Below are 24,873 nucleotides of genomic sequence, written 5' to 3'. Positions count from 1 at the left end.
ATTCTTTACGCCAGGAACTACGTTATGTCGTTAATCAGCCCTGAGTTTCTTCTGACTTCACTTATTGTGGTTATCGCCCCCGGCACCGGGGCGCTTTACACCATCGCCACCGGTTTATCAGCGGGAAGGCGTATGAGTTTTGCCGCAGCCTTCGGCTGCACGCTGGGCATTATTCCGCATATGCTTGCGGCGACAACCGGGCTGGCGGCGATCCTCCACAGCACGCCCGCCGCATTCGACGTGGTGAAATATGCGGGCGTCGCCTGGTTGCTGTATCTGGCGTGGGCCACCCTCACCCAGCGCGGTAGCCTGAGTGTGAAAAACAGTGAGAGACGCAATCTACTCCAGGTGATTACCCACGCAATTCTGATCAATCTGCTTAACCCCAAGCTGCCGCTCTTTTTTCTCGCCTTTTTGCCGCAGTTTATCCACAGCAGCTCGGCTTCTCCGGTCAGGGAGATGCTGATACTGAGCGGGGTGTTTATGCTGATGACGCTGCTGATTTTTATGCTCTATGGCGCGTTTTCGGCGGCGATGCGCGGATACGTGCTGACTCGCCCCAGGGTTTTACAGGGGCTCAGAGTGGGCTTTGCCGCCGGTTTTGTCGGGTTGGGTATTAGGCTGATTCTGGCGCAGAAGTAGCGGAACGCCCACGGCGGTAGATGCGTCGTGGGCGAAATTTCGGCTAGCGAATTCCTTCGAGGGCGCGGATCTCTTTCGAACGCAGTGTCAAACGGATAGGCGCTGATTTATAGGAAGGCGTACCGCTCTCTTTATCAAGATAGTCCAGAGGAACCAGGACGTTAGCTTCCGGATAGTAGGCAGCAACGGTGCCCGGCGCGATGCTGTAGGCGACCAGCGTGATATCTTCCAGCCGCTGGTGATTACCCGGCAGCGCGGAGCGAATATCCACCCGGTCACCGTGCTCGAACCCCTGCGCAGCCATATCCTGTTCGTTCATAAACAGCACATCGCGGCGGCCAAAAACCCCACGATAGCGGTCGTCCATGGCGTAAATCGTGGTGTTGTACTGATCGTGGCTGCGCAGCGTGACCAGACGCATCACATCGTCACCATCGACTTGCTGGTTTTCGTGCACGCCGTGGAAAACCGAGAACATCGCTTTGCCGGTCGGCGTCGGCCAGATACGTTCTGTTGGCGGCAGCGGCATACGAAAACCGCCGGGGTGGCGAATACGCTGGTTGTAATCATCGAAACCCGGAATCGTCTGCTCGATCAGATCGCGGATCCTGTCGTAGTCAGCGACCAGCGCCAGCCAGTCAATTTTACTCTCCGGTAAGGTCGCCATTGCCATCGCGGCGACAATCGCCGGTTCCGAACGCAACTGCGGCGAGCCGGGTTTCAGCTTACCGGATGACGCGTGAACCATCGACATCGAATCTTCCACGGTAATCGACTGGCGCCCCGTTTCCTGAATATCCAGTTCAGTTCGGCCAAGGCACGGCAGAATAAAGGTCTCTTTCGCCACCAGAAGATGCGAGCGGTTAAGTTTGGTACCAATATGCACGCTTAGATCCAGACTTCGCACCGCCGGGAAAGCGCGCTCGTGATCCGGCATCGCCACCGCAAAGTTACCGCCAAGGCACAGCAGCGCTTTCGATTCGCCGTCGATCATTGCCTGTAACGCTTTTACCGCATCGTGACCGTGCTCCTGCGGCGGCGTGAAGCCAAACACCCGCTGCAGATTGGCAAGGAACTGGGCGCTCGGTTTTTCGGTAATGCCAACGGTGCGGTTACCCTGAACGTTGGAATGGCCGCGCAGCGGACAAATTCCCGCCCCCGGCTTGCCGATATTACCGCGCATCAGCAGCAGATCGGCAATCAGGCGCACGTTAGAGGTGCCCTTGTTATGCTGGGTGATGCCCATACCGTAGGTAATAATGGTGGCGTTCGATTTAGCGTAAGCCGCCGCCACGCGTTCAAGGCTGTCGCGCGTCAAACCCGACTCGCGTTCAATGTCCTGCCAGTTCGTGGCATGCAGATCCTCTGCAAAGTCAGCAAAACCCAACGTATGCTCGGCGATAAACGCCTGATCCAGTACCTCACCCTGCTCTTCTTCCAGACGTAACAACGCCTTCGCAATGCCCTTAAGCGCCGCCGCATCTCCCCCCGCTTTCACCTGGAAATAGGTAGAGGCAATGTTGGTCGAACGGTATGTGGCCATTTCGATGACGTTCTGTGGGTCGGCGAAACGCTCCAGCGCGCGCTCTTTTAGCGGGTTGAAAACAATAATCGGCACGCCGCGACGCGCGAGTTCATGCAGCGTCCCCATCATGCGCGGATGGTTGGTGCCGGGGTTATGACCGATGGAGATAACCAGCTCGGTTTTGTCAAAATCATCGAGTGAGACCGTTCCCTTGCCGATGCCAATAGACTGCGGCAGGCCGACGCTGGTCGACTCATGGCACATATTTGAACAGTCAGGGAAGTTATTGGTGCCAAATTCGCGGGCAAAAAGCTGGAATAAATAAGCAACTTCATTGGAGGCACGCCCGGAGGTGTAGAATTCCACTTCGTTGGGCTGCATGGTGCGAAGGATTTCGCCAATACGACTGAAGGCATCCTCCCATGAAACCGGACGTAGGGTATCGCTCTGCTTGTCGTAAGCCAAAGGCTGGGTTAAGCGCCCGTAGCCTTCCAGCTCAAAATCGCTCTTCGCCAGCAGCGAAGTGACGGTGTTAGCTGCCAAAAACTCCGCAGTGACGCGTTTGCTGGTGGCTTCCCAGGTGACCGCTTTCGCACCGTTTTCGCAGAATTGAAACGTCGATTTATGCTCTTTGTCCGGCCAGGCGCAGCCGGGGCAATCAAAACCATCCGGCTGGTTGGTACGCAGTAGCGTGGCGGGGGCATCAAGCGCATCCATTTGCGTGCGAACGGCGATGGCGGTGGCTTTTAATGCTCCCCAACCGCCCGCCGGGCCATCATAGGGATGGACGCCTGGGACGACGCGTCTTTTATTACTCATATTGACTCCTGATACGCTTTCGGCGGCGGATTGCAGGTGAAGCGCCGCATTATTTCTTATCGCCCGCGACCAGTAAGTATAACGGGCGTTTTATTAACGAAAGCATAACAATCAGGGCGGTAGCTGTATAATCAATGTTATCTATCACGCGTTAGATTTAACTTATTTAACGAATAATAAACATACAGAAAGCCAACGACATCAGGTCAAATTGTAGTAGCGATCCGGCTCAAGTTTATCCGGCAAAGGATGCTGGCCGGTCATATCCAGCAGATTACGTTCGATAGTGTTGCACATCGCATTCAACGGTAAATCATTGGCCGCAGTACCGAACGGATCTTCCAGCTCCTCCGCCAGAGAATCCCACGACAGAAAGGTGTAGGAGATAAAAACCGACACGAACGGCGTCATATAATGCAGGTCGCCAACCAACGCAAAAGGCAGCAGCGTACAGAAAAGATAAACCGTACGCTGCAAAATGAGCGTATAGGCAAAAGGCACCGGTGTGCTGGCCAAACGCTCGCAGCCGCCGAGGGCATGACCCAGCTCATCGAGCTTATTATCCATCAGACCGAAGGTGATATCGCTCATCTTCCCTTCTGCGCGAAGCCGCCCCAGCTCATCGCCCGCCAGCAGCAGGATGCGATTGGTCGGCATCGAGCTGGCAAGAATCTCGGTAACCGTCTGTGGCGGCAGTAGCCGCGCTAAATCCGCGCCCGGGTCCGTTTTGCGCAGCTGATGCTTAAGGCTCCAGCTAAAAGCGACCAGGTAGCTAACCAGACGTTGATGAGATTCGCTTTCCGCCGGAAGGATATTTTTCAACTGACGAACCAGCGTTCTCTCAGCAATCAGCACCGTTCCCCACAGATTTCGCGCTTCGACAAAACGGCTATATCCGGCGCTATTACGAAAGCCGAGGAAAATAGCGATAGCGATCCCCAGCAGGCTAAATGGCGCAACGGTCAGATGGATACCCAGCTGTTCATACCACTGGTAGCTGATGATGGCGATAACCGACATCACCACGTTAAGCAGCAGGCGAAAGACGATTTTTGACAGCACCGAGCCGTGCCAGTCAAACAGACGAAGAAACCAGTGTTGTTCTGGCCGAATAATCATTTATCTATTAACCGATTGTATTTTTATATTGTTTAAAAACACGACAATGCGTCAGACCTGCTATTAATCCGCGATATAAAATAGCGGCTGAATTATGGACCCTTTTTATTTCGCTGGCAATCTCATGCTAAAAATATATAACCATGAGTGCAGCATGGAAATAAAACCATACCCTCAGCTAAGTTAGAACAGACTTAGGGAAGGTGCGAATAAGCAGGTCATTTCTTCCCAAGCTGACTCGCTGATTAAAATTTCGCGGATCTGGGCCGATTTTTTTCCCGCAAACACATCGAATCAGCCTATTTAGGCTATTTTTTCCACCATTTCTGGCGTTATTTCCGGTTTTTACTGAGATCTCTCCCACTGACGTATCATTTGGTCCACCCGAAACAGGTTGGCCAGGGTGAATAACATCGCCAGTTGGTTATCGTTTTTCAGCAGCCCCTTGTATCTGGCTTTCACGAAGCCGAACTGCCGCTTGATGATGCGAAACGGGTGCTCCACCCTGGCACGGATGCTGGCTTTCATGTATTCGATGTTGATGGCCGTTTTGTTCTTGCGCGGATGCTGCTTCAAGGTTTTTACCCTGCCGGGACGCTCGGCGATCAGCCAGTCCACATCCACCTCGGCCAGCTCCTCGCGCTGTGGCGCTCCTTGGTAGCCGGCATCGGCTGAGACAAATTGCTCCTCTCCATGAAGCAGATTACCCAGCTGATTGAGGTCATGCTCGTTGGCCGCGGTGGTGACCAGGCTGTGGGTCAGGCCACTCTTGGCATCGACACCAATGTGGGCCTTCATGCCAAAGTGCCACTGATTGCCTTTCTTGGTCTGATGCATCTCCGGATCGCGTTGCTGCTCATTGTTCTTGGTAGAGCTGGGTGCCTCAATGATGGTGGCATCCACCAAAGTGCCTTGGGTCATCATGACGCCTGCTTCGGCCAGCCAGCGATTGATGGTCTTGAACAATTGACGGGCCAGTTGATGCTGCTCGAGCAGGTGGCGGAAATTCATGATGGTGGTGCGATCCGGCAGGGCGCTATCCAGGGATAATCGGGCAAACAGGCGCATGGAGGCGATTTCGTACAGGGCATCTTCCATGGCACCGTCGCTCAGGTTGTACCAATGCTGCATGCAGTGAATACGCAGCATGGTCTCCAGCGGATAGGGCCGTCGGCCATTGCCCGCCTTGGGATAAAACGGCTCGATGACAGCGGTCATATTCTGCCATGGCAGAATCTGCTCCATGCGGGAGAGGAAAATCTCTTTTCGGGTCTGACGGCGCTTAGTGCTGAATTCACTATCGGCGAAGGTGAGTTGATGGCTCATGATGTCCCTCTGGGATGCGCTCCGGATGAATATGATGATCTCATATCAGGAACTTGTTCGCACCTTCCCTATTGAAAGAGAGACAACGTACACGATTTTGTTTAATTTTTCCTGAACAACATGCTGCCGTTAAGCCAATATTTAAATTTTTATAATACCGTCAATATTTAAATGCGAATAATTTCTTTTTATAAAACATAGCCTCAACAATAATAGCCTTAGCTATATTTATGCAACGCTTCGCACTCCCGAATAATTAATATTCATTCATCCGTCGCATCGCGCAATGATAAGCGCCATTGCGTACCGAAGCGCGCAATACGCGAGCCACACCGTGCACCGCCATTCGCGCGCTATGTCGCTGCATAGCGCTCATTGGCAAATTAAGCATCTCCTGCGCCCAGGATGGCAGCAGGTCGATACCGGCGCACATCATCATCCGCCCAACCGGCTGACTCAGGCGGCCCGGCAGCCGCGTTGATAACAGCACGTTAGCCACTTCCTGCGTGCGTTCGTCGCAGCGCAGCACAGGTCGCATATCCTGCAAATAGTCGGCAACCTGCCGCGGCGTGACCGGGATGTCGCGTGCCCCCAGACGGCGGGCAATTTCGGCAGCTTCCTGATAGTACTGTTCCTGGCGGGCAGCGCTGATCACGGTCCGTTTGTAACGCAAATGGGAAGCCATAAAGCTGCTGCATTCGGCAACGTGTACCCAGGTGAGTAGCGCCGGATCGCTGGCCTGATACGGCGTACCGTCTTTATCCTGACCGCCCACGCGCAGATGAATTTCCTGCACTTTGGCAATCAGCCGTTCAGCGTCGACGGTGGTACCAAAGGTAGTGGCGGAAATAAACTGGCTGGTGCGGCGCAGGCGACCAAAAATATCTTCACGAAAGTTCGAGTGATCCCAGACGCCAGCCAACGCTAACGGATGCAGCATCTGCAATAGCAACGCGCTGACACCGCCGCACAGCATAGAAGTAAAATCTCCATGAACCTGCCAGATGGCCGACTGCGGGCCAAACAGCCCCGGCTCACCCTTAGGGTGTTCAAAATCGATCTCTTTGAGTGCCATGCCGGTTAAGCCCAAAACCTGAGCTTCAATCATTCCGCGTATGCTGCTCATTGCGTTACCTGCTCCTTTGCGTAAGCGGCAAAGATAGCATTAATCTACGCGGGTGACATTTGCCAGCCGTGGCGTTAAAGGAGGGAGTGCCCGCCTGATGCGGGCAGCGGGGAATTATGGATTAAGCTGATAGTCGAGGGTGATCTCAGCATTAAGCACCTGCGAGACCGGGCAACCGGCTTTCGCTTTTTGAATGATGCCGTCAAACACATCGGCCTCGATGCCAGGCAGCACAATTTTGCTCTGCAGCGCGATTTTGGTAATCGCAAAACCGCCGCCGGATTTGTCCAGCGTCACCACCGCCACGGTATCTATTGAGGTTGCGGTATAGCTCTCTTCGCTGAGCATCAACGACAGCGCCATCGAAAAACAGGCCGCATGGGCCGCGCCGATCAGCTCTTCCGGGTTGGTTCCCTTCACGCCTTCGAAGCGGGTGTTAAAGCCATAAGGTTGCTGGTTCAGCGCGCCGCTCTCGGTGGAGACGGTTCCTTTACCGCTTTTCAGATCCCCTTCCCAATGCGCCTGACCTTTCTTATGGATTGCCATGATATCGCTCCTTTTTGACATTAAAGAAATAAAGTATAGAAGCCATTTCCCTTTCAGGCAGCGCACTATCCTTTAATCAGACGAATCCAACGGGATATTTTTGCTCATATTAACGCCGGTAACGCGAAATCCGGTGGCTTCGTAGACATGGCGAGCGCGTTGATTATCCCCGGCGACGCGCAGTTTAATTTGCACAAACCCTTTGCTTGCAAGTTCACGTTCAAAAGCGGTCATCGCCTGCTTGCCCAATCCCTGCCCTTGAAAAATGGGGGAAATATAGAAATCGCAGATAAACGCAGAGCGCGTTTTCACATCCGGCTTATACCAGAGATAGCCAATTCGGGTTTCCACGCCCTCAACATGATTGAGTAAACAGAGCAGAACCTGGCCGCCAGTGTTAACGCCATCGGGTAAATCATCGGCTATTTCCTGCTGTGCCTGAGATAAAGCCGCCGACGGCGAAAGCCCGTAGTTTGCCGCAATTTCCGCCGCGTAATCGGGGATAAAATAATCGAGGTAAGCCAGGTACTCATCCTCGCACATGGGTCGAAACAAAATCATCCATTCACTCCTTTAAGATCCGTGGGTTGCGCCAGTCGTTGCTGAACCTCTTCCAGAAACAGCGGCAGCGCGCTGGGCTGATAATCGCGTGAGAGATAAATCCCATACACGCTTAGCGCTTTTGGCTGATAAGCTGGTAAAACCTGCTTTAGCGCCCCGCCGTTAAGCGCCCGCTGCGCCTCCAGCTCCGGGAGCATCGCGATGCCACAACCGGCCACCGCCGCCTCCAGCAAGAGAGAGGAGATCCCGGCGCTGAGATTACCGGAAACCGCCACCGCCACGCTATCGCCTTGTGGATCAGTAAACTGCCAGGTCTGGCTGGCGAAATGGCTGTAATGCAGGCAATTGTGGCGAGATAAATCATCCAGCGTGTGCAGTGGTCCATTCTGCTGTAGCCAGCGTGGCGAGGCGCACAGCACTGAACGACAAACACCAAGACGACGAGCGATAGCTCCCGGCTCCGGGTTATCGGTGATGCGGATCGCCACGTCTATCCGTTCGCCAATCAGGCTCACCGGGTGATTATTAATATCCAGCTCAAGGCGCAGCTGCGGATAGCGGGCGAGAAAATCAGGCAACATAGGCGAAATAAGCTGCATCGCAGTGAAATGAGCGCAGGCAACGCGCAGCGTCCCGCTGGGGACCGCACGCTCGGTTTGTCCGGCGATTTCATCCGACAGCTGCGTGAGCGTGCGCGTTTTTTGCAGTACCTTTTCCCCGGCGGAGGTTAGCGTCAGCTTACGGGTTGAACGGTGTACCAGCCGGGTTCCGGCCCACTGCTCCATCTGCTCGAGATAGCGGCTAACCATCGGGCGCGACATCCCCAACGCTCGCGCGGCAGCGCTCAAACTCCCCAGTTCACAAATGCGTATATACACCTGAGCGGCGATCACCCGATCCATCATTCGATTCCATCTGCACGATTTATGAAACTCAGCATCTCTTTTTTCAGGAATATTCGCAAATCATGAAATGCGTAAAATAGCATTCATTCAACTGATAAAGAGAAAACGCGCATGAAATCATCTGTCCTTGCCATCGCTACCACCCTGTTCAGCACCACCGTACTGGCTGCGCCTTTGACGCTGCAAACCTACAACCCACAGGAGAATGGCATTTTTGCCGTCAACTCCACCCTCGCCACCGGCCCGCATGAAGCGGTACTGTTCGATGCCCAGTTCAGCGTGAAGGATGGTGAGAAGCTGGTCGAGATGGTCCAAAAAAGCGGTAAGAAACTGACTCGTATCGTGATCACCTCCGGCGATCCGGATTTCTATTTTGGCCTGGAACCGCTGGTCAAAGCGTTCCCGCAAGCCAAAATTGTCGCTACCGCTGAAGTGGTCAAACATATTAATGCTACCAAAGAAGCCAAACTGGCGTACTGGGGCCCGCAAATGAAAGACGGTGTGCCGAAAGAGCTTTACGTCCCGCAGGTGATGGCAGCGAATACCTTCACTATCGACGGCGAAAAAGTCGAAATCCGCCAGCCGCAGAACTACGCCGCTTTCGTGTGGATCCCGGCGAATAAGGCGATTCTCGGCGGAACCGGCGTGGCATGGGGAATGCACGTCTGGACGGCGGATACCCAGAGCGTCGAAAGCCGCCAGCAGTGGGTTAATACGCTCAACGAAATGGCTTCACTGCATCCGCAGCAGGTGATCCCCGGCCACTATCTTGGCACGCCGCCAGCAGGCGACCGCGCGATTGTCTTCACCCGCGATTACCTGACGCAGTTTGAGCAGTCGTTAAAGGATCATAAAGATTCCGCAGGCGTGATTAAGGCGATGAAGCAGCGCTGGCCGGGGCTCGCAGAAGAGAGCTCGCTGGAGCTGAGCGCCAAAGTGAATACCGGCGAGATGAAGTGGTAATTCTGGCTATTACGGGTATTTGCGCCGGACGACGGCTCGCGTCTTACCGGTCGTTATCAGAGATTGTTCTTAATCAGCCGTTGTAACCTTGCTATTGGTGGGAATGTGAACCACGCTGATTATCGCCGCACCAAAAATGGGCGGCGAACTTAGGGTTAAATTTCGTCCGATATATATCGGGCTTGTCCTTGAAACCAGAACAGGATAAAGGAGTAAGAATGAAATCGAACCATCAGGCACGTCATCTTCTTGGTCTGAACTACAAACTTTCCCAGCAGAAAAAAGTGCTGCTGGAAGGCGATGCGGAAACCACGCTAAACCACATCCATGCTACCGGTCGCAAACGCCGCGGTGGCTAATTTTTCAGCTGAGTGATGATAGAAACACCGTCCTGCATGCAGGATGGTGTTTTTTTAAGGCTATCGACTGCATGTTTACCCTTCTTTGATGCCATCTGCTCTATACTCTGCCCGCTGCAATTCCCTGCCAGCCCCTCGCCTGTCGCCGCGCCTGGGCTGAAGCGTTCACCAAGGAGTTAGTGCGATGCAATTCACTCATAAGAAAAACCGTTCTCTTTACATCCCTTACGCAGGCCCCGTTCTTCTTGAGTTTCCGTTACTCAACAAAGGTAGCGCCTTCAGTATGGAAGAGCGTAGCAGTTTTAACCTGCTGGGACTGCTGCCAGAAGTGGTCGAAACCATCGAAGAACAAGCCGAACGCGCGTGGATCCAGTATCAGGGATTTAAGACCGAGATCGACAAGCATATTTATCTGCGCAACATCCAGGATACCAACGAAACGCTGTTCTACCGCCTGGTTGGCAACCATCTCGACGAGATGATGCCGGTTATTTACACTCCGACAGTAGGTGCTGCCTGCGAACGTTTCTCTGAGATCTATCGTCGCGCCCGTGGCGTTTTTATCTCTTATCAGAATCGTAATAACCTCGACGACATCCTGCAAAACGTGCCGAACCATAACGTCAAAGTGATCGTCGTGACTGATGGCGAGCGTATTCTCGGTCTCGGCGACCAGGGTATTGGCGGGATGGGTATTCCTATCGGTAAGCTCTCGCTCTACACCACCTGCGGCGGCATCAGCCCGGCTTACACCCTGCCGATAGTGCTGGATGTCGGTACCAACAATCAGCAATTACTCGATGACCCACTGTATATGGGCTGGCGTCACCCGCGTATCACCGACGACGAGTATTACCAGTTCGTCGATGACGTTATTCAGGCGATTAAAGCCCGCTGGCCGGATGTGCTGCTGCAGTTCGAAGACTTCGCGCAGAAAAACGCCATGCCGCTGCTTAACCGTTACCGCAATGAAGTCTGCTCGTTTAACGACGATATTCAGGGTACCGCTTCAGTGACCGTCGGCACGCTAATTGCCGCCAGCCGAGGCGCGGGCAGCCAGTTGAGCGAGCAGAAAATTGTTTTCCTTGGTGCCGGTTCCGCGGGCTGCGGTATCGCCGAGCAGATCGTGGCGCAGATTCAACGTGAAGGTTTAAGCGAAGAAGAGGCCCGCAAACGCGTATTTATGGTTGACCGTTTTGGTCTGCTGACCGACGCCATGCCGAACTTGCTGTCGTTCCAGAGCAAACTGGTACAAAAGCGCGAGTCTCTGCAAGGGTGGGATACCACTAACGATGTGCTGTCGTTGCTTGACGTGGTACGCAACGTCAAACCGGATATTTTAATCGGCGTTTCCGGCCAGCCGGGGCTGTTCACCGAAGAGATAATCCGCGAGATGCATAAGCACTGCCCGCGGCCGATTGTGATGCCGCTGTCGAACCCAACTTCCCGCGTGGAAGCAACGCCGCAGAATATCCTTAGCTGGACCGACGGCGAAGCGCTGGTCGCCACAGGCAGTCCGTTCGCGCCGGTGACGCTCAAAGGCAAGCAGTACGTTATCGCCCAGTGCAATAACTCCTATATCTTCCCAGGAATCGGGCTTGGCGTTATTGCTTCTGGCGCATCCCGCGTTACCGACGAGATGCTGATGGCCGCCAGTGAAACCCTCGCGAAACACTCACCGTTGGTGAATAACGGTGAGGGCCCGGTTCTGCCGGAACTGAAGGATATTCAAACCGTTTCGCGTGCGATTGCTTTTGCTGTGGGGAAAATTGCCCAGGAACAGGGCGTGGCGGTGAAAACGTCGGCAGAAGCGCTGTTGCAAGCGATTGCCGATAACTTCTGGCATCCGGAATACCGCAACTATCGCCGGACTTCGATTTAAGCGAAAACGCTGCTGATAAAACGAAGGAACGACCCAAGGCCTGAAAATCAGGTCCAGGGTCGTTCATCGCTAGCCAAAAACCCTTTATCCCTCTACACTGCCGTCACCCATCAACTAACTGAATAGAAAAGGAGGATCCCATGTCGTACTGTGAAATGTTTTTTTCACGTGCATTTGGCGATCGCACCAGCTCAAGCGTTATCGGTATCGTGCTGCGATAACTTCAGCTTGAGCGAAGAAACCAAAGACTAAATCCCTTCCCTCGGGCTTACCGGGTTATCGTCAGCGATGTTTGACGAGGCATTTACATGCCTGTAACTCTTGAGTAAGTTCACAATGAGCACATTACTAACTGCACAATCTCTTCATGTTGATACGGCGTTTGGCCCGCTGTTCACCAACCTCTCCTTTACCCTGAAAAAAGGCGACCGTATTGGCCTGATTGGCTATAACGGCTGCGGCAAAAGTACTTTGCTACAGGTGCTGGACGGCACTGTTGACCCCACTTCGGGTAACGTGTCGCTGGCTAATCATTGCCTGATGGCGCGCGTAGAACAACATCTCCCGGATACGCTGTTAGCGCAGCCTCTACTTCAGGTGGTGCTGGCAAAACTTCCCGCTCTTGACCGTGAGAACCAGTGCTGGCAAGCGGAGCGACTGCTGGCGGAGATGGGCTTTACGCCAGCGGAAGCACAGCAGCAGGCGTCAACCCTGAGCGGTGGTCAGCATACCCGACTACTGCTCGCCAGGGCGTTGATTCAGCAACCGGATCTGCTATTGCTGGATGAACCGGGAAACCATCTCGATCTGCCGACCCTCCTGTGGCTGGAAAGCTTCTTGCAAACCTGGCAGGGGAGTTTCGTTCTGGTGTCGCATGACAATCCGTTATTGGATGCTGTAACTAATACCAGTTGGATCTTGCGTGACAACACTTTGCACGCCTTCTCCCTGCCCTGTAGCGCCGCCCGTCAGGCGCTGGAAGAGCAGGACGCCAGCGACGCGCTGCGTCATAAAGCGGAGCAAAAAGAGATCGACCGCGTCGCCGCCAGTGCCAAACGATTAGCTATCTGGGGCCGGACGTACGATAACGAAGATCTCTCACGCAAAGCCAAGCAGATGGAGAAACAGGTACAGCGCCTGAAGGAGAACCAAACCGATCTGACCGCCGGAACGCCATGGCGGCTGGCGCTGCACGGCGACGCGCTGCGGGCAGACCGACTGCTGGAGATAGAACAGCTCCCTGTTCCGCCAGCGCCGGGGCTGCCCGCGCTGTTCACTGCGGGCCTGGCTCGCCTGAAAAGCGGCGACCGGGTGGCGATTATGGGGCGCAACGGCTGCGGTAAATCCTCACTGCTGCGTCTGCTGTGGCGGCATATGCAACAGAACACAACGGAGAACGGTTTACGTCTGCATCCGCGACTGAAGCCGGGTTATTACGACCAGACCCTGCATCAGCTTGCCGATGACGTCACTCTTCTTGAGGCACTGGAGGCTTTTGAACCGGCACCGGAAGTGCGCAAGCGAGCGCTGATTTCCGCCGGATTCAACTGGGTGCGTCACGGGCAAAGCGTTAGCACCCTAAGCGGTGGCGAACGTTCACGACTGCTGTTTGTTGGCCTGTCGCTGGCCTGCTATAGCCTGTTGTTGCTGGATGAACCAACGAACCATTTAGATATCGATGGCAAAGCGGCGCTGGCAGAAACGCTGTGCGATTATCCCGGCGGTTTGCTGTTAGTCAGTCATGACCGGCAGTTAATCGACAACAGTTGCAACCGCTTCTGGCTTATTGATGAAAATGGGCTTAGCGAATGGAACAGCGCCGATGAAGTCTATGAAAATCTGCGCGCCGCCGTTCATCGCCCGATGGAACAGGCAGCGACAGCACCCACCATCGAACCTGAAGAGGGTAACGATGCGCTGCTGGAACGGTTAGTGATGCTGGAACAACTGTTGGCTGACGATCTGGCCCGCAGGCCAAAACATCAAAAACCGCAGTTGCAAGCGCAATGGCGTGATGAGATTACCATGTTGAATGCGTTGTTGGCCTAAACCCAAACTATCCCGGCTTACGGCATATAAACCTAAGCCGGGATCTAAAGTCACAGGCATTCACTGAGGTCTGTGGCTTTATTTTATTGCGGGTTTTTCTCTTTCCAGGCGTCCCATGCCGATTTAATCTCCTGCTTCGCGGCAGCGGCATCGTTAAACCCGTTTAGCTCAACTTTTTTACGGCCATCCGGCAGCTGTTTGTAAACGCGAAAGAACGCCTCCAGGCGCTCCTGCTCAATTTTTGGCAGGTCGCTCACGTTTTTGATGTCATCGTAGGTCGGGTCGATTTTACTCGCCGGAACGGCAATAATTTTGTCGTCCTTCTCGCCGCCATCAATCATCTTCAGTACGCCAATCGCACGCAGCTTAATCAGCGTTCCCGGTGCCATTGGCGCACGGGTATAAAACACCACGTCCAGCGGATCGCCATCTCCCGCCAGAGATTGGGTCAACGAACCGTAGTTAGCCGGATAGGCTACCGGCATTGACTGGAAACGGTCAGCAATCAAAAAGCCCGTTTTGGCGTCCGTCTCATATTTAATAATGCCGCCCGCCGGAATTTCGGTTACTGCATAAAACTCTTCGGGATTGTTTTTCGGCTGCGGAAAATCCAGAACGTTTTGCGCCTGAGCGGCAGCAGTAAACAGAAGACCTGCGGCAAGGATAGTTTTTACCAGATGCATTGTAATATCGCTCTATCGTTATATACCCGTCATACTTCAAGTTGCATGTGCGTTGGCTTTCCTCGCTCACCCCAGTCACTTACTTCAGTAAGCTCCTGGGGATTCTCTGCGTCGCCGCCTTCCTGCAACTCGAATTATTTAGGGTATAAGAAATTGAAAAACAAAACGATAAAGTGATTTGATGAATTAAATATGACGTTAATTTTTCATTACGATGAACGCTAACCTCTAAAAATCCCCGCTGCGAATATACGAATTGCTTTTTATGCAAATGCTTAGCGTAAATCCTTATTTCCTTTGTCAAAACGCGCGCCCGATGATGGCAACACAATAGATAACAAAGGAATTCACCATGCAAACCCGTTTTCGCCTGCCCGCGCTGGCGGCACTTATTTTAGCCGGCACCTTTTCCGTGTGGGCCGCCGACACGCCGGTTAAAGGCGGCACGCTAATTTATCTGGAGCAACAACCGCATACCAACCTTTATCCGCCAGCCGGAGGGTTCTATCCCAACGGCGGTATTCTTAACCAAATAACCGATAAGCTCACCTGGCAAAACCCGAAAACATTACAAGTCGAACCGTGGATTGCCGAAAGCTGGAGTGCTAACGCCGATAAAACCGAATATACCTTTAAGATTCGCCCTGGCGTCACGTTCTCTGACGGCTCGCCACTGGATGCCAATGCGGTAGCAAAAAACTTCGACACCTACGGTCTGGGAAATAAAACGCATCGCCTGCCGGTGTCTGAAGTGATTAATAACTACGACCACAGCGAAGTTATCGACCCATTGACGGTCAAGTTTTACTTTAAAAAACCTTCACCGGGCTTTTTGCAGGGCACCGCCACTATCGGTTCCGGTCTGGTCTCTCTCAGCACCCTCGCACGTAATTTTGAAGAGCTGGGCGACGCACGCCATATTATTGGCTCCGGACCGTTTACCGTTAAAGATGAAAAGCCGGGGCGCGAACTCACCCTGGTGGCGCGTAAAGATTATCAATGGGGGCCGAAAAACCTCGCCCAGCAGGGGCCAGCCAATCTCGATGGCATCACCTATATCGTGACGCCGGAAGATAGCGTGCGCATTGGCGCGCTATTAGCAGGCCAGGCCGATTTTATCCGCCAGGTCCAGGCCTATGATGAAAAACAAGCGACCAATCAGGGCTTTAAAATCTATGCAGCGCCAACGCGCGGTGTTAACGACAGCCTGAGCTTCCGCCCGGATAACCCGCTGGTCGCCGATCTGCGCGTCCGTCAGGCGCTGCTGCATGCCACCAACGCCAAACAGGTAGTTGAAACCCTGTTCTCCGCCAACTATCCGCAGGCCACCTCCGTCATCGCCACCACGGCGGCGGGCTACGTTAATCTCAGCGATAAACTGGCGTTCGATCAGAGCAAAGCAAAACAACTGCTTGATGACGCTGGCTGGAAACCCGGTGCCGACGGCATTCGGGTGAAGGATGGGCAGCGCCTGGCATTAACCGTCTATGAATCGCTGCCGCAACCGCAAAACAAGGAAGTGTTGCAACTGGTCGCCCAGCAGTGGCGTCAGGTTGGCGTCGCACTGGCGGTAAAAGCCGGTGATGCCGGCAGCCATACGCTGGATAACCTTGACCCGCAGAAAACCCCGCTCACCGTATCAGAAGTAGGCCGCGCCGACCCGGACGTGGTCAAAAGCATGTTCTTCCCCAATAATCGCGACGCGCTGCTGCAAAAAGGCGGCTCCAGCGACAAGGTACAAAGCTTCCGCGACGATAAACTCAACGCGCTTTTGACCGCCATTTCCGCCGAAGTCGAACCGCAAAAACGCCTCCAGCTTACCGGCGATGCCCAGCGCTATCTGCTCGATAACGCCTACGTGATCCCCATTTTTGAAGAGCCGCAGGTCTTTGCCGGCGCGCCGTGGGTAAAAGGCGTCAGCTTTGAAGCGGTAGGCCGCCCGTCGTTCTACGGCGCGTGGCTGGAAAAACACTAAGGAGCATGCGATGAGCCATTATCTTCTGCGGCGTTCAGGCCAGGGATTACTGGTGCTGTGGGCGGCGTTTACCCTTTCTTTCGTGCTGCTGCAGGTGCTGCCAGGGGACGCTGTGCTGATCAAGTTTCAGAATCCGGACCTCGGACTCAGCCCTGAACAAATCGCCGAAATGCGCATCGCTTATGGTGCCGACAGCCCTATCTGGAAACAGTATTTCCATACTCTGTTCGCCATGTTGCAGGGAGATTTTGGCTATTCGCTACAGGCGGGCATGTCGGTCAGCGCGCTTATCGCCAGCAATCTGCCGGAGACGTTAAGCCTGGCGTTGCCCGCCTTTGTTCTGGCGGTATTGCTGGCTTTCGCCCTCGCCTTTGCTTCACGGCTGCCGGGCCTGCGCTGGTTAAGCAACACTCTGCAATCACTGCCGGTACTGTTTATTTCACTGCCAACGTTCTGGCTGGGGATTGCTCTGATTCAGCTTTTCTCGTTCCAGTTGCGTTGGATCCCGGTTATCAATCCGGGTCCGATTGAAGGCCTGATTCTGCCAATCATTGCCGTAGCCATCCCCATTTCCGCCCCGCTGGCGCAAATCCTGATGCGCAGTCTGGATCAGGTTGCCGCGCTGCCGTTTGTCGCCGTCGCTCGCGCCAAAGGAATGAGTGAGACCGGCGTCCTGTGGCGGCACGTCATCGGCAACGCCCTGCTGCCGGTGCTCAATATTGCGGGTCTGCTGTTGGGGGAACTTATTGCCGGAGCGCTGATCACCGAAACCGTATTTGGGCGCGGCGGGCTCGGGCTGCTGACTCAACAGGCAGTTAATAATCAGGATATCGCCGTGCTTCAGGCGGTGGTGATGATTTCCGCCCTAGGTTTCGTTCTGATTAATCTGCTGGTCGATCTACTTATGCCGCTGTTCGATCCGCGCCTGAAAACCGTTATTGGAGGTGCAGTATGAGCCTGGTTGATTACGCTACCGCCGCTCGTCGCAGAACAACAAACTGGCGCTCGCTGCGCTTGCAGCCCGGTTTACTGCTAGCCTGGACGGTGATGAGCGTTGCCGTATTGATGGCGCTCGTTCCGCAGCTATTTACCGCTTATAACCCGCTGGAAGGTTTTCCCGGCGCACAGCGTTTAGCTCCGCAGGCCGGTCACTGGCTGGGAACCGACCAGTTGGGCCGCGATCTCTGGAGCCGCATTGTCTATGGCGCAGTGCATTCGCTTTGCGCAGCGCTGGCGGCGGTAGCCATTGGTCTGGTTGTCGGCACCGCGCTAGGCACCCTCGCCGGGGCGCTGGCGGGACGTGTTGAATCGGTGGTTATGCGCCTGGTCGATGTTCTGCTGGCGATCCCCTCTTTATTACTGTCGCTCACGGTCATTATCCTGCTCGGCTTCGGCACGCTCAATGCTGCCGTGGCGGTTGGCGTCGCGGCGATAGCCAGCTTTGCCCGTCTGGCGCGAGCGGAAGTGGTGCGCGTACGCCACAGCGATTTCGTTGAAGCCGCATACGGCAGCGGCGGCACCTTTTTCGCCGTCTTCTGGCGGCATATTCTGCCCAACTCACTCACCGCCGTTCTGGCCTTCGCCACCCTTCAGTTCGGTCAGGCGATTCTCGCGCTCTCGACCCTCAGCTTTCTCGGCTACGGCACACCGCCGCCGGTACCAGAGTGGGGATTACTGATTGCCGAAGGCCGCAACTATCTCTCCACTGCCTGGTGGTTAACTACCCTTCCCGGCATCGCGGTGATCGCCGTCGTGCTTGCCGCCAACCGCATTAGCCAGCAATTTAGCGGAGAACGCCGATGAATGTTTTAACCGTAGAAAATCTGCGCATTAGCTATCGTTCACAGCGTGAATGGCGCGAAGTGGTGCACAACGTCAGTTTTAACGTTAAACGCGGCGAAATGCTGGCGTTCGTCGGGGAATCCGGCTCCGGAAAAACCACTACCGCTCAGGCGATTATTGGCCTGCTGGCAGATAACGCGCGCCGGGATAGCGGGCGTATCAGCATTAACGGCGAGGATATCAGCAACTGGTCCGCGAAACGCCTCGATGGCCTGCGCGGTGCACGGATTAGCCTGGTACCTCAGGATCCGGGAAACTCTCTTAACCCGGTCAAAACTATCGGCGCGCAGGTGGGTGAGATCCTGCGGCTGCATCAAAAAAGCAGCACTGCTGAGCGCAAAGAGCAGGTGCTGGCGCTGTTGACTAAAGTCGGTTTGAGCCACCCGGAACAACGCTTTGATCAGTACCCCCATCAGCTTTCAGGTGGCATGAAACAGCGGGTATTGATTGCCATCGCGATTGCGCTAAAACCTGATTTAATCATCGCCGATGAGCCGACCAGCGCCCTCGACGTCACGGTACAAAAACGCATTCTTGACCTGCTCGATACGCTACGCAGGGAGTCCGGCACGGCAGTACTTTTTGTCACTCACGATCTGGCGTTGGCGGCAGAACGCGCCGACCGCCTGCTGGTCTTCCGCCACGGAGAGATTCAGGAGCAAGGCGTAACCGGCGATGTGGTACGCACGCCGCAGCACGCCTATACCCGCCAGTTGCTCAGTGATCTCCAGGGATCGACGCTGGCCATAGCCGCAACTTCCGGGCGCATCCTGGCGACACCGGCAATTCGCGTTGAGGGCATCAGCAAACGTTTCTCATTGGGTCATTCATATTTACAAGCGCTGGACGCCGTGAGTTTCGAGGTTAAACGCGGTAGCACTCATGCGCTGGTTGGTGAGTCTGGTTCCGGCAAAACCACCCTCGCGCGGATCCTGCTGGGGTTTGAAAAGGCCGATATTGGTCATGTCTCTATCGATGGTATTGATGCCGGGCATCTCAGCCGCGAGGCGCTGCGCCAGCTGCGACGCAAAATCCAGTTCGTCTACCAGAACCCCTTTGCCTCGCTGGATCCGCGACAAACGCTATTTGAGATTATTGAGGAGCCGTTAAAAAACTTTGACCGTCTGAATGTCGAAGCAAGACGTCAACGTGTGGAAACAGTCGCTGCCCGGGTAGCGTTAGCACCTGAGCTGTTAGCCCGTACTGCTCGCGAGCTTTCAGGCGGCCAGCGCCAGCGGGTCGCCATCGCCCGCGCCTTAATCCTTGAGCCGACGATCCTCGTGCTGGATGAGGCAACGTCCGCACTGGACGTCACCGTACAGGCGCAAATTCTGGCCCTGTTGCAACAGCTTCAACAACAGCTCGGGCTGACCTATCTGTTTATTACTCATGATTTAGCGACGGTACGCCGTATCGCCCACAGCGTCACGGTACTGCGGGCTGGTCAGGTTGTTGAACACGGCGAGGTCAGCCGACTATTTGCCGCCCCACAGCATGACTATACCCGCGAGCTTATCGCCGCTATTCCCTGGTTTTCATCGCCGAGCAAGGAGGTCGCATGACCCGCAAACGACTGGGATTTTTCACCCGCCTGTTAGATAACGCCACGCCGAAAGAGCGTTACCGGCTGGCCACCGAGCAAATTCGCCACGCCGAGCGCCTGGGGTTCGATAGCGCCTGGATTGCCCAGCACCATTTTCATGAACATGAAGGCGGCCTGCCGTCACCGCTGGTGTTTCTCGCCCACGCGGCGGCGCATACCCAGCACATTCGTCTGGGAACCGCCATTATCACTCTGCCGATGGAAAACCCGCTGCGGGTAGCCGAAGATGCCGCAGTGCTGGATCTGTTAGCTGATGGTCGGCTGGAGGTGGGCTTCGGCTCAGGCGGAACCCCCACCTCGTTCCTGCCCTTCGGACTGACAATCGATCAGCGCAGCACGGTGTTTAGCGAGCATTTGCATTTGATCCAAAGCGCCTGGCGCGGCGATTCGCTATCGCATCCGGATAACCATCTTTACCCTCAGGCGCCGCAGCTTGCCGAACGCATCTGGATTGCGACATTTTCCATTGAAGGCGCCGTTCGCGCGGCTCAGTCCGGGCACGGATTAATGCTCTCGCGAACGCAACCGCGCCCATCAGGACAATCCTCGCTGCCGCTGGATGCCATTCAAAATCCGATTATCGATGCTTACCTTGCGGCGCTGCCTGCAGGTGTTGAGCCACGAATACTCGCTTCACGCACCGCGTTCGTTGCCGATAGCCAGGCGTATGCGCTGGAAGTAGCGGAACCCGGTTTACGCCAGCAGGCCACGCAGCATCGGGCCGCAGGTCATGAGATCATTGGTGACACTGTCACTGATTATTTGTCCCAGCTTGACGCCCACGTTGGCGATGCAGAGCATGTTGCCGCTTCGCTGGCGCGTGATAGCGTGCTGCAACGGGTTACCGATATTTCATTCCAGGTGCATTCCGTTGACCCCTCGCACCGCGACACGCTTCGTTCCATTGAGCTGATCGCTCAGCATATTGCCCCGCAGATACGATAAGGAGTCACCATGACGTTAAGTCAGGATATTTTGGCTGAACTGGCAGAGATTGCCCCAAATTCCGCTTTAGCGGCGGCGCGCGCTGTGCGCGAGGCAGCAACCCGCCACGCGCAGGGAAGTTACGAAGCGCTGTTTAGTCAGCAGGATAACGATTTTCCATTGGACGAGCGTTTTGCCATTGCTGCGAAAGTGGCGAAACTGCACCAGGCCGATGCGCTGGCCGCCCACTATGCCGGTTTTGGCATTGCCGACCCCACGTCACCTCGACTGACCCCGGCGCTGGCCTTCGCCCGACTGTTAACATTTACTCCGGTGGAAGCCACACCGTCGGCACTGGAGGCCTTGATCCGCGCCAGATGGAGCCTGCGCGGTATTGTGACGCTTGCCCAGCTTATCGCCTTCGTCAGCTTCCAGAGTCGGCTGGTCAATGGGCTACGTCTGCTTAACGGAAAAGCCACCACCGTCGCGGAAACCCCGGTAGTAGCGGGCTTCTGGCACACCGCACCGCAGACCATTAGCGGTAAGAGTGCACCGGTACATTTCACCCGCGATGAGTTGCACTGGGAACCATGGCTGGCTGCCAAACCGCTGGCGGAATTTACGCCGGATGAACAAGCGCTGCTGGCGAAATTTGGCCATAGCGATTCGCCCTATTTTCGCCTGTTGGCGCGCAACCAGCCGGTACTGGAACAGCGTACATTAACCGATAAAGGGATTTTTTATACCCCCGGCGGCCTGCCTCGTGCTGAACGAGAACTGGCGGCGACGGTAGCGAGCAAAATCAACGGCTGCATCTACTGCGCCTCGGTGCACGCTCGCAAGGCTGCACAGCTGGCGAAAGATGAAACGGCAGTTGAAACGCTGCTGGCAGTGACGCCGGGAGAAAAGCTGAGCGACGGGCAGACGCCGCGCTGGAAGGCGCAAATCGATTTCGCCGCCGCGATTTCCGTTACCCCTCCTGCGCTCGCCATCAGCCACCTAACGGCAATTGAACAACAGGGGTTGGATACGCTGGCGCAGCTGGATTTGCTGCAATCGGCAGCCTTCTTCGCCTGGGCCAACCGTTTAATGTTAACCCTCGGCGAACCGTGGCAGGCGTAATCGCGACGGAATCAATCAGACCAAACGCTGCTGATAGCGGGCATAAATCAGCAGCGAACTGAGTGCCAAAAACGAGAGTAGCGCGGCCGGTAAAGCAACGGAGCTCCAGCCAAAACCGACCGTCACCACCATCCCGCCGAACAGCGCCCCTATGGCGCTGCCGAGGTTAAAAGCGATTTGTCCGCCCGCCACCCCCAACATCTCGCCGCCTTTGGCATTTTGCAGCAGCAGGATTTGCAGCGGCGCTGCCAGGGCAAAAAGCGCTGCGCAGCAAATAAATGCCAGCGTTAATGATGCGGCTTTATTTTCACCGAACAGAAATATCAATAATAAAGTGGCGACAATAATCCCATCCGTGACGGCGGCAATACGTAGCGGGCTATAGCGGACGGAAACTTTACCGCTGAACAAATTGCCTAATACCATTCCCAGGCCCACCAGCATCATAATAAATATGACGGCACTCTCGCCAAAACCGGAGACGTTAATCATAAACGGCTTAATATAGCTAAACCACGCAAATACTCCGGCATTACCGAACATGGTGGCGGCAAAAATAAGCCACGGCGCAGGAGATTTCAAAAAATGGAATTGCTCGCTCAAGCGCGTCGTTGATTTATCAAACAGCGTGGGAACCCACCAGGCAATAGACACCAGAACCGCAATATCAAAGACTGCAATCGCCAGGAAGGTGTAGCGCCAGCTGAACTGATGACCAAGCCACGTCCCGGCGGGAACGCCAAGCAAATTGGCGACCGTCATCCCGGCGATCATCCCCGCTACCGCCGCAGTGACTTTTCCTGGCGGGGCAATTTTCGACAGGATGATAGCCCCCACGCCGAAAAATGCACCGTGCGGGAAGCCGGAAATCAGGCGACCCAGCGCCAGCATCGAATAGCTGGCGGACAAGGTAAATATGGCATTGCCGATAACGCAAAGGGCAACCAAAAACAGCATGACCGACTTTAACGAAAAGCGGTTGGAGAATAACGCCATAATCGGCGCACCGATGACCACGCCAAAAGCATAATAAGAGATCATATTGCCTGCGGCGGGAATGGATATGCCGACATCATGAGCGATTTCAGGTAATACGCCCATAATGCCAAATTCCGCCATGCCGAGTCCGAAAGTGCCCAGCGCCAATGAAAAAATTGTTTTTTTCATACATCTGTTACAGGAGTGAAAAGACGGCCGGCATTATTGACTATTCGACACCAGCAAACCAGATAAAAACGCGCGACGGGGGTTTTATCCATATAACAGCTCGATTCGTTCATGCGAAGCCCGGACGGGCCGCGTGAAAATGGTTTAAATGCCAGCGTCCAGCTCTAAAAATCAGTGGGCTCAAACGGTTAAACGCCCCCTTGATCTCAACTTAACTTAAGGTTGTAGAGTGTCTTCCCTCAGCAATCCACAGAGTGAGAAAAGCATGCAACCTGTTGATGTCGGCTTCACCCATGTCGCCTTTACCGTTCGCTGTCTGGCAAGCAGCATTGATTTTTATACTCGTTATACCGCAATGACGGTTATCCACCAGCGCGAGCCTGACTTGCCCTCAGCACGTAAGGTGGCATGGCTCAGCGATCGTACCCGACCCTTCGCGCTGGTGTTGGTGCAGAGCGACGAACCGGCCGATACACCGCTGGGTCCCTTCGGCCACCTCGGCGTCGCCTGCGCCACTCGGCAGGAGATTGACAACAAAGTCGCCGAGGCGCGACGTGAAGGCGTCTTACGCCGGGAACCTGAACAGGCGGGCGATCCGGTCGGGTATTTCGCCTTCTTTGCAGACCCTGACGGCAACACCCTCGAGCTTTCATGGGGGCAACAGGTCGGCCTTCAGGTCATCAATGGCGGGGTTCCTGCCTGAACGACGATACGGTCGCCCGGCCGTATCATAACGGGCAATATTTCCCGCCGCCTTGCCGCTGAACGATTACACTTCAAAGAGATATCACGGCAGCACGGAGAATCGAGATGGGTAATAAAAACAGCGGCAAAGCGTCCGATACGGTCATGAAGGTCGCTCCGCTCGATAATAAAGAGTATGAAAAGGCATTGCGTCGGCTACATGTTGAGCTGGTGAAGTTACAGCGCTGGGTGGTGCATAAAGGGCTGAAGGTGTGCATCGTCTTTGAAGGCCGCGACGGCGCCGGTAAAGGCGGTACGATCAAAGCGATAACCGAGCGCGTCAGTCCGCGAATTTTCCGGGTCGTCGCCTTACCTTCGCCAACCGAACGCGAAAAGAGCCAGCTCTATTTCCAGCGCTACATCAAGCATCTACCTGCCGCTGGCGAGATTGTGATTTTCGACCGCAGTTGGTACAACCGTGCAGGCGTTGAACGCGTGATGGGGTTTTGCACCCCCGAAGAGGTACAGAAGTTTCTCGAAGGCGCGCCAATGGTGGAGCGTGGCATGGTGGAGTCTGGGATCATCTTGCTTAAATACTGGCTGGAGGTGACCCCGCAAGAGCAAGAGCGCCGTCTGCGCGACCGGATCGACGACGGACGCAAAATCTGGAAGCTCTCGCCGATGGATATTAAGTCTTTCAACCGCTGGGACGACTATACCGAAGCCCGCGATGCGATGTTTGCCGCCACGGATACTGCCTGGGCGCCGTGGTTTGTCGCCCGCTCGGAGGACAAGAAACGCGTGCGCCTGAATATTATTACCCATTTGCTTTCACAAATACCCTACGAGTCTCTGCCCGTGGAACACGTTACTTTACCAAAACGCAAAATAGGCAAAGTTAAACCAACCAATTTTCCTTTCCGTTTTATTCCTGAAGAATATTAATTTCCCCCTCACCTCTGCGCAGAGTTCTCCCTGTGCAGAGGGTTATTACGATAACCGTTAATATTTCATTCTGTTGCTTTACGCTGGAAGCCGTCTCGCAAAAATT

23 protein-coding genes are annotated in these 24,873 nt (G+C 54.9%); 13 read left to right on the top strand and 10 right to left on the bottom strand.

Annotation, left to right across the window (positions count from 1 at the left end):
* Positions 1-24 precede the first annotated feature (24 nt).
* A complete protein-coding gene (locus DA718_RS14155; RefSeq protein WP_112214878.1) occupies positions 25-642 on the top strand; it encodes a LysE family translocator in 618 nt (205 codons plus the stop codon).
* A gap of 43 nt (positions 643-685) precedes the next feature.
* Here the strand turns inward: DA718_RS14155 and DA718_RS14150 are convergent, their stop codons facing one another.
* The 8 genes from DA718_RS14150 to DA718_RS14120 all read right to left on the bottom strand — a co-directional run bounded on the left by DA718_RS14150 (position 686) and on the right by DA718_RS14120 (position 8,566).
* Positions 686-2,986, bottom strand: a complete 2,301-nt coding sequence (locus DA718_RS14150) for an FdhF/YdeP family oxidoreductase (RefSeq protein ID WP_112214877.1) — start codon at positions 2,984-2,986, stop codon at positions 686-688.
* Between the two features lie 201 nt (positions 2,987-3,187).
* A complete protein-coding gene (locus DA718_RS14145) occupies positions 3,188-4,105 on the bottom strand; it encodes a bestrophin family protein (RefSeq protein ID WP_112214876.1) in 918 nt (305 codons plus the stop codon).
* A 178-nt stretch (positions 4,106-4,283) separates the two neighbouring features.
* A complete protein-coding gene (locus DA718_RS30945) occupies positions 4,284-4,469 on the bottom strand; it encodes a hypothetical protein (RefSeq protein WP_323808952.1) in 186 nt (61 codons plus the stop codon).
* Positions 4,451-5,431, bottom strand: coding sequence for an IS5-like element ISKpn26 family transposase (locus tag DA718_RS14140; RefSeq protein ID WP_016947617.1), 981 nt, complete (start codon positions 5,429-5,431; stop codon positions 4,451-4,453). The genes DA718_RS30945 and DA718_RS14140 overlap by 19 nt, the downstream gene beginning before the upstream one ends.
* A gap of 256 nt (positions 5,432-5,687) precedes the next feature.
* On the bottom strand, positions 5,688-6,557 hold the full coding sequence (locus DA718_RS14135; RefSeq protein ID WP_112214210.1) for an oxygenase MpaB family protein: 870 nt from the start codon (positions 6,555-6,557) through the stop codon (positions 5,688-5,690).
* Positions 6,558-6,671: 114 nt separating this feature from the next.
* Positions 6,672-7,103: an OsmC family protein gene (locus DA718_RS14130; RefSeq protein WP_112214211.1), complete on the bottom strand. Its 432-nt coding sequence runs from the start codon at positions 7,101-7,103 to the stop codon at positions 6,672-6,674.
* Between the two features lie 72 nt (positions 7,104-7,175).
* A complete protein-coding gene (locus tag DA718_RS14125) occupies positions 7,176-7,664 on the bottom strand; it encodes a GNAT family N-acetyltransferase (RefSeq protein WP_112214212.1) in 489 nt (162 codons plus the stop codon).
* Positions 7,661-8,566 (bottom strand): LysR family transcriptional regulator, encoded by a 906-nt coding sequence (locus DA718_RS14120; RefSeq protein ID WP_112214213.1) that lies wholly within the window; start codon positions 8,564-8,566, stop codon positions 7,661-7,663. The genes DA718_RS14125 and DA718_RS14120 overlap by 4 nt, the downstream gene beginning before the upstream one ends.
* Positions 8,567-8,680: 114 nt before the next feature.
* Between DA718_RS14120 and DA718_RS14115 the strand changes: the two genes are divergently transcribed.
* The 4 genes from DA718_RS14115 (at position 8,681) to DA718_RS14100 (ending at position 13,822) form a co-directional block, all read left to right on the top strand.
* Complete coding sequence (locus tag DA718_RS14115) at positions 8,681-9,532, top strand: Vmh family MBL fold metallo-hydrolase (protein WP_112214214.1); 852 nt, start codon at positions 8,681-8,683, stop codon at positions 9,530-9,532.
* 218 nt (positions 9,533-9,750) lie between these two features.
* On the top strand, positions 9,751-9,891 hold the full coding sequence (gene sra / locus DA718_RS14110; protein ID WP_110276534.1) for a stationary-phase-induced ribosome-associated protein: 141 nt from the start codon (positions 9,751-9,753) through the stop codon (positions 9,889-9,891).
* 184 nt (positions 9,892-10,075) lie between these two features.
* A complete protein-coding gene (locus DA718_RS14105) occupies positions 10,076-11,773 on the top strand; it encodes an NAD-dependent malic enzyme (RefSeq protein ID WP_112214215.1) in 1,698 nt (565 codons plus the stop codon).
* 336 nt (positions 11,774-12,109) lie between these two features.
* Positions 12,110-13,822, top strand: coding sequence for an ABC-F family ATP-binding cassette domain-containing protein (locus tag DA718_RS14100; RefSeq protein ID WP_112214216.1), 1,713 nt, complete (start codon positions 12,110-12,112; stop codon positions 13,820-13,822).
* 83 nt (positions 13,823-13,905) lie between these two features.
* Here DA718_RS14100 and DA718_RS14095 read toward each other — a convergent pair whose 3' ends face one another.
* The gene (locus tag DA718_RS14095) at positions 13,906-14,505 is read right to left on the bottom strand and encodes an inorganic diphosphatase (protein WP_112214217.1); all 600 of its coding nucleotides are present in this window, start codon (positions 14,503-14,505) and stop codon (positions 13,906-13,908) included.
* A 352-nt stretch (positions 14,506-14,857) separates the two neighbouring features.
* On the opposite strand from DA718_RS14095, the gene DA718_RS14090 reads away from it, so the two are divergent.
* From DA718_RS14090 to DA718_RS14065, 6 genes are read left to right on the top strand one after another with little or no spacing between them, the layout of a single operon-like run.
* Entirely contained in the window at positions 14,858-16,480 is a 1,623-nt protein-coding gene (locus DA718_RS14090; protein WP_112214218.1) for a TIGR04028 family ABC transporter substrate-binding protein, read from the top strand.
* A 10-nt stretch (positions 16,481-16,490) separates the two neighbouring features.
* Positions 16,491-17,435 (top strand): ABC transporter permease, encoded by a 945-nt coding sequence (locus tag DA718_RS14085; protein ID WP_112214219.1) that lies wholly within the window; start codon positions 16,491-16,493, stop codon positions 17,433-17,435.
* Entirely contained in the window at positions 17,432-18,283 is an 852-nt protein-coding gene (locus DA718_RS14080) for an ABC transporter permease (protein WP_112214220.1), read from the top strand. Before DA718_RS14085 ends, DA718_RS14080 begins: the two co-directional genes overlap by 4 nt.
* Positions 18,280-19,884, top strand: coding sequence for a dipeptide ABC transporter ATP-binding protein (locus tag DA718_RS14075; RefSeq protein ID WP_112214221.1), 1,605 nt, complete (start codon positions 18,280-18,282; stop codon positions 19,882-19,884). The genes DA718_RS14080 and DA718_RS14075 overlap by 4 nt, the downstream gene beginning before the upstream one ends.
* Positions 19,881-20,870 (top strand): putative FMN-dependent luciferase-like monooxygenase, encoded by a 990-nt coding sequence (locus DA718_RS14070; RefSeq protein WP_112214222.1) that lies wholly within the window; start codon positions 19,881-19,883, stop codon positions 20,868-20,870. Before DA718_RS14075 ends, DA718_RS14070 begins: the two co-directional genes overlap by 4 nt.
* A 9-nt stretch (positions 20,871-20,879) precedes the next feature.
* Positions 20,880-21,971 (top strand): alkylhydroperoxidase domain protein, encoded by a 1,092-nt coding sequence (locus tag DA718_RS14065; protein ID WP_112214223.1) that lies wholly within the window; start codon positions 20,880-20,882, stop codon positions 21,969-21,971.
* A 15-nt stretch (positions 21,972-21,986) separates the two neighbouring features.
* On the opposite strand, the gene araJ is transcribed toward DA718_RS14065, so the two are convergent.
* Positions 21,987-23,138, bottom strand: a complete 1,152-nt coding sequence (araJ, locus tag DA718_RS14060) for an MFS transporter AraJ (protein ID WP_112214224.1) — start codon at positions 23,136-23,138, stop codon at positions 21,987-21,989.
* Positions 23,139-23,403: 265 nt separating this feature from the next.
* Between araJ and DA718_RS14055 the strand changes: the two genes are divergently transcribed.
* Together DA718_RS14055 and ppk2 are read left to right on the top strand one after the other, a co-directional pair.
* Entirely contained in the window at positions 23,404-23,841 is a 438-nt protein-coding gene (locus tag DA718_RS14055) for a VOC family protein (RefSeq protein ID WP_112214225.1), read from the top strand.
* A gap of 107 nt (positions 23,842-23,948) precedes the next feature.
* Complete coding sequence (ppk2, locus tag DA718_RS14050) at positions 23,949-24,767, top strand: polyphosphate kinase 2 (protein ID WP_112214226.1); 819 nt, start codon at positions 23,949-23,951, stop codon at positions 24,765-24,767.
* The last annotated feature ends 106 nt before the right edge of the window (positions 24,768-24,873 follow it).

The sequence above is a fragment of the Klebsiella huaxiensis genome (genome assembly GCF_003261575.2).
GTDB lineage: Bacteria > Pseudomonadota > Gammaproteobacteria > Enterobacterales > Enterobacteriaceae > Klebsiella > Klebsiella huaxiensis.
The sequence above is the reverse complement of the archived record's forward strand: the minus strand, read 5'-3'. Positions and strand labels throughout refer to the sequence as shown.

Bases quoted from the DNA above. Each gene is read 5' to 3' on its own strand.
- DA718_RS14085 (WP_112214219.1), top strand. From the start codon at position 16,491: ATGAGCCATTATCTTCTGCGGCGTTCAGGCCAGGGATTACTGGTGCTG.
- DA718_RS14070 (WP_112214222.1), top strand. From the start codon at position 19,881: ATGACCCGCAAACGACTGGGATTTTTCACCCGCCTGTTAGATAACGCC.
- DA718_RS14100 (WP_112214216.1), top strand. From the start codon at position 12,110: ATGAGCACATTACTAACTGCACAATCTCTTCATGTTGATACGGCGTTT.
- DA718_RS14080 (WP_112214220.1), top strand. From the start codon at position 17,432: ATGAGCCTGGTTGATTACGCTACCGCCGCTCGTCGCAGAACAACAAAC.
- DA718_RS14065 (WP_112214223.1), top strand. From the start codon at position 20,880: ATGACGTTAAGTCAGGATATTTTGGCTGAACTGGCAGAGATTGCCCCA.
- DA718_RS14095 (WP_112214217.1), bottom strand. From the start codon at position 14,505: ATGCATCTGGTAAAAACTATCCTTGCCGCAGGTCTTCTGTTTACTGCT.
- sra (WP_110276534.1), top strand. From the start codon at position 9,751: ATGAAATCGAACCATCAGGCACGTCATCTTCTTGGTCTGAACTACAAA.
- DA718_RS14135 (WP_112214210.1), bottom strand. From the start codon at position 6,557: ATGAGCAGCATACGCGGAATGATTGAAGCTCAGGTTTTGGGCTTAACC.
- DA718_RS14105 (WP_112214215.1), top strand. From the start codon at position 10,076: ATGCAATTCACTCATAAGAAAAACCGTTCTCTTTACATCCCTTACGCA.
- DA718_RS14075 (WP_112214221.1), top strand. From the start codon at position 18,280: ATGAATGTTTTAACCGTAGAAAATCTGCGCATTAGCTATCGTTCACAG.
- DA718_RS14090 (WP_112214218.1), top strand. From the start codon at position 14,858: ATGCAAACCCGTTTTCGCCTGCCCGCGCTGGCGGCACTTATTTTAGCC.
- ppk2 (WP_112214226.1), top strand. From the start codon at position 23,949: ATGGGTAATAAAAACAGCGGCAAAGCGTCCGATACGGTCATGAAGGTC.
- DA718_RS14125 (WP_112214212.1), bottom strand. From the start codon at position 7,664: ATGATTTTGTTTCGACCCATGTGCGAGGATGAGTACCTGGCTTACCTC.
- DA718_RS14055 (WP_112214225.1), top strand. From the start codon at position 23,404: ATGCAACCTGTTGATGTCGGCTTCACCCATGTCGCCTTTACCGTTCGC.
- DA718_RS14120 (WP_112214213.1), bottom strand. From the start codon at position 8,566: ATGGATCGGGTGATCGCCGCTCAGGTGTATATACGCATTTGTGAACTG.
- DA718_RS14150 (WP_112214877.1), bottom strand. From the start codon at position 2,986: ATGAGTAATAAAAGACGCGTCGTCCCAGGCGTCCATCCCTATGATGGC.
- DA718_RS14115 (WP_112214214.1), top strand. From the start codon at position 8,681: ATGAAATCATCTGTCCTTGCCATCGCTACCACCCTGTTCAGCACCACC.
- DA718_RS14145 (WP_112214876.1), bottom strand. From the start codon at position 4,105: ATGATTATTCGGCCAGAACAACACTGGTTTCTTCGTCTGTTTGACTGG.
- DA718_RS14130 (WP_112214211.1), bottom strand. From the start codon at position 7,103: ATGGCAATCCATAAGAAAGGTCAGGCGCATTGGGAAGGGGATCTGAAA.
- araJ (WP_112214224.1), bottom strand. From the start codon at position 23,138: ATGAAAAAAACAATTTTTTCATTGGCGCTGGGCACTTTCGGACTCGGC.
- DA718_RS14155 (WP_112214878.1), top strand. From the start codon at position 25: ATGTCGTTAATCAGCCCTGAGTTTCTTCTGACTTCACTTATTGTGGTT.
- DA718_RS14140 (WP_016947617.1), bottom strand. From the start codon at position 5,431: ATGAGCCATCAACTCACCTTCGCCGATAGTGAATTCAGCACTAAGCGC.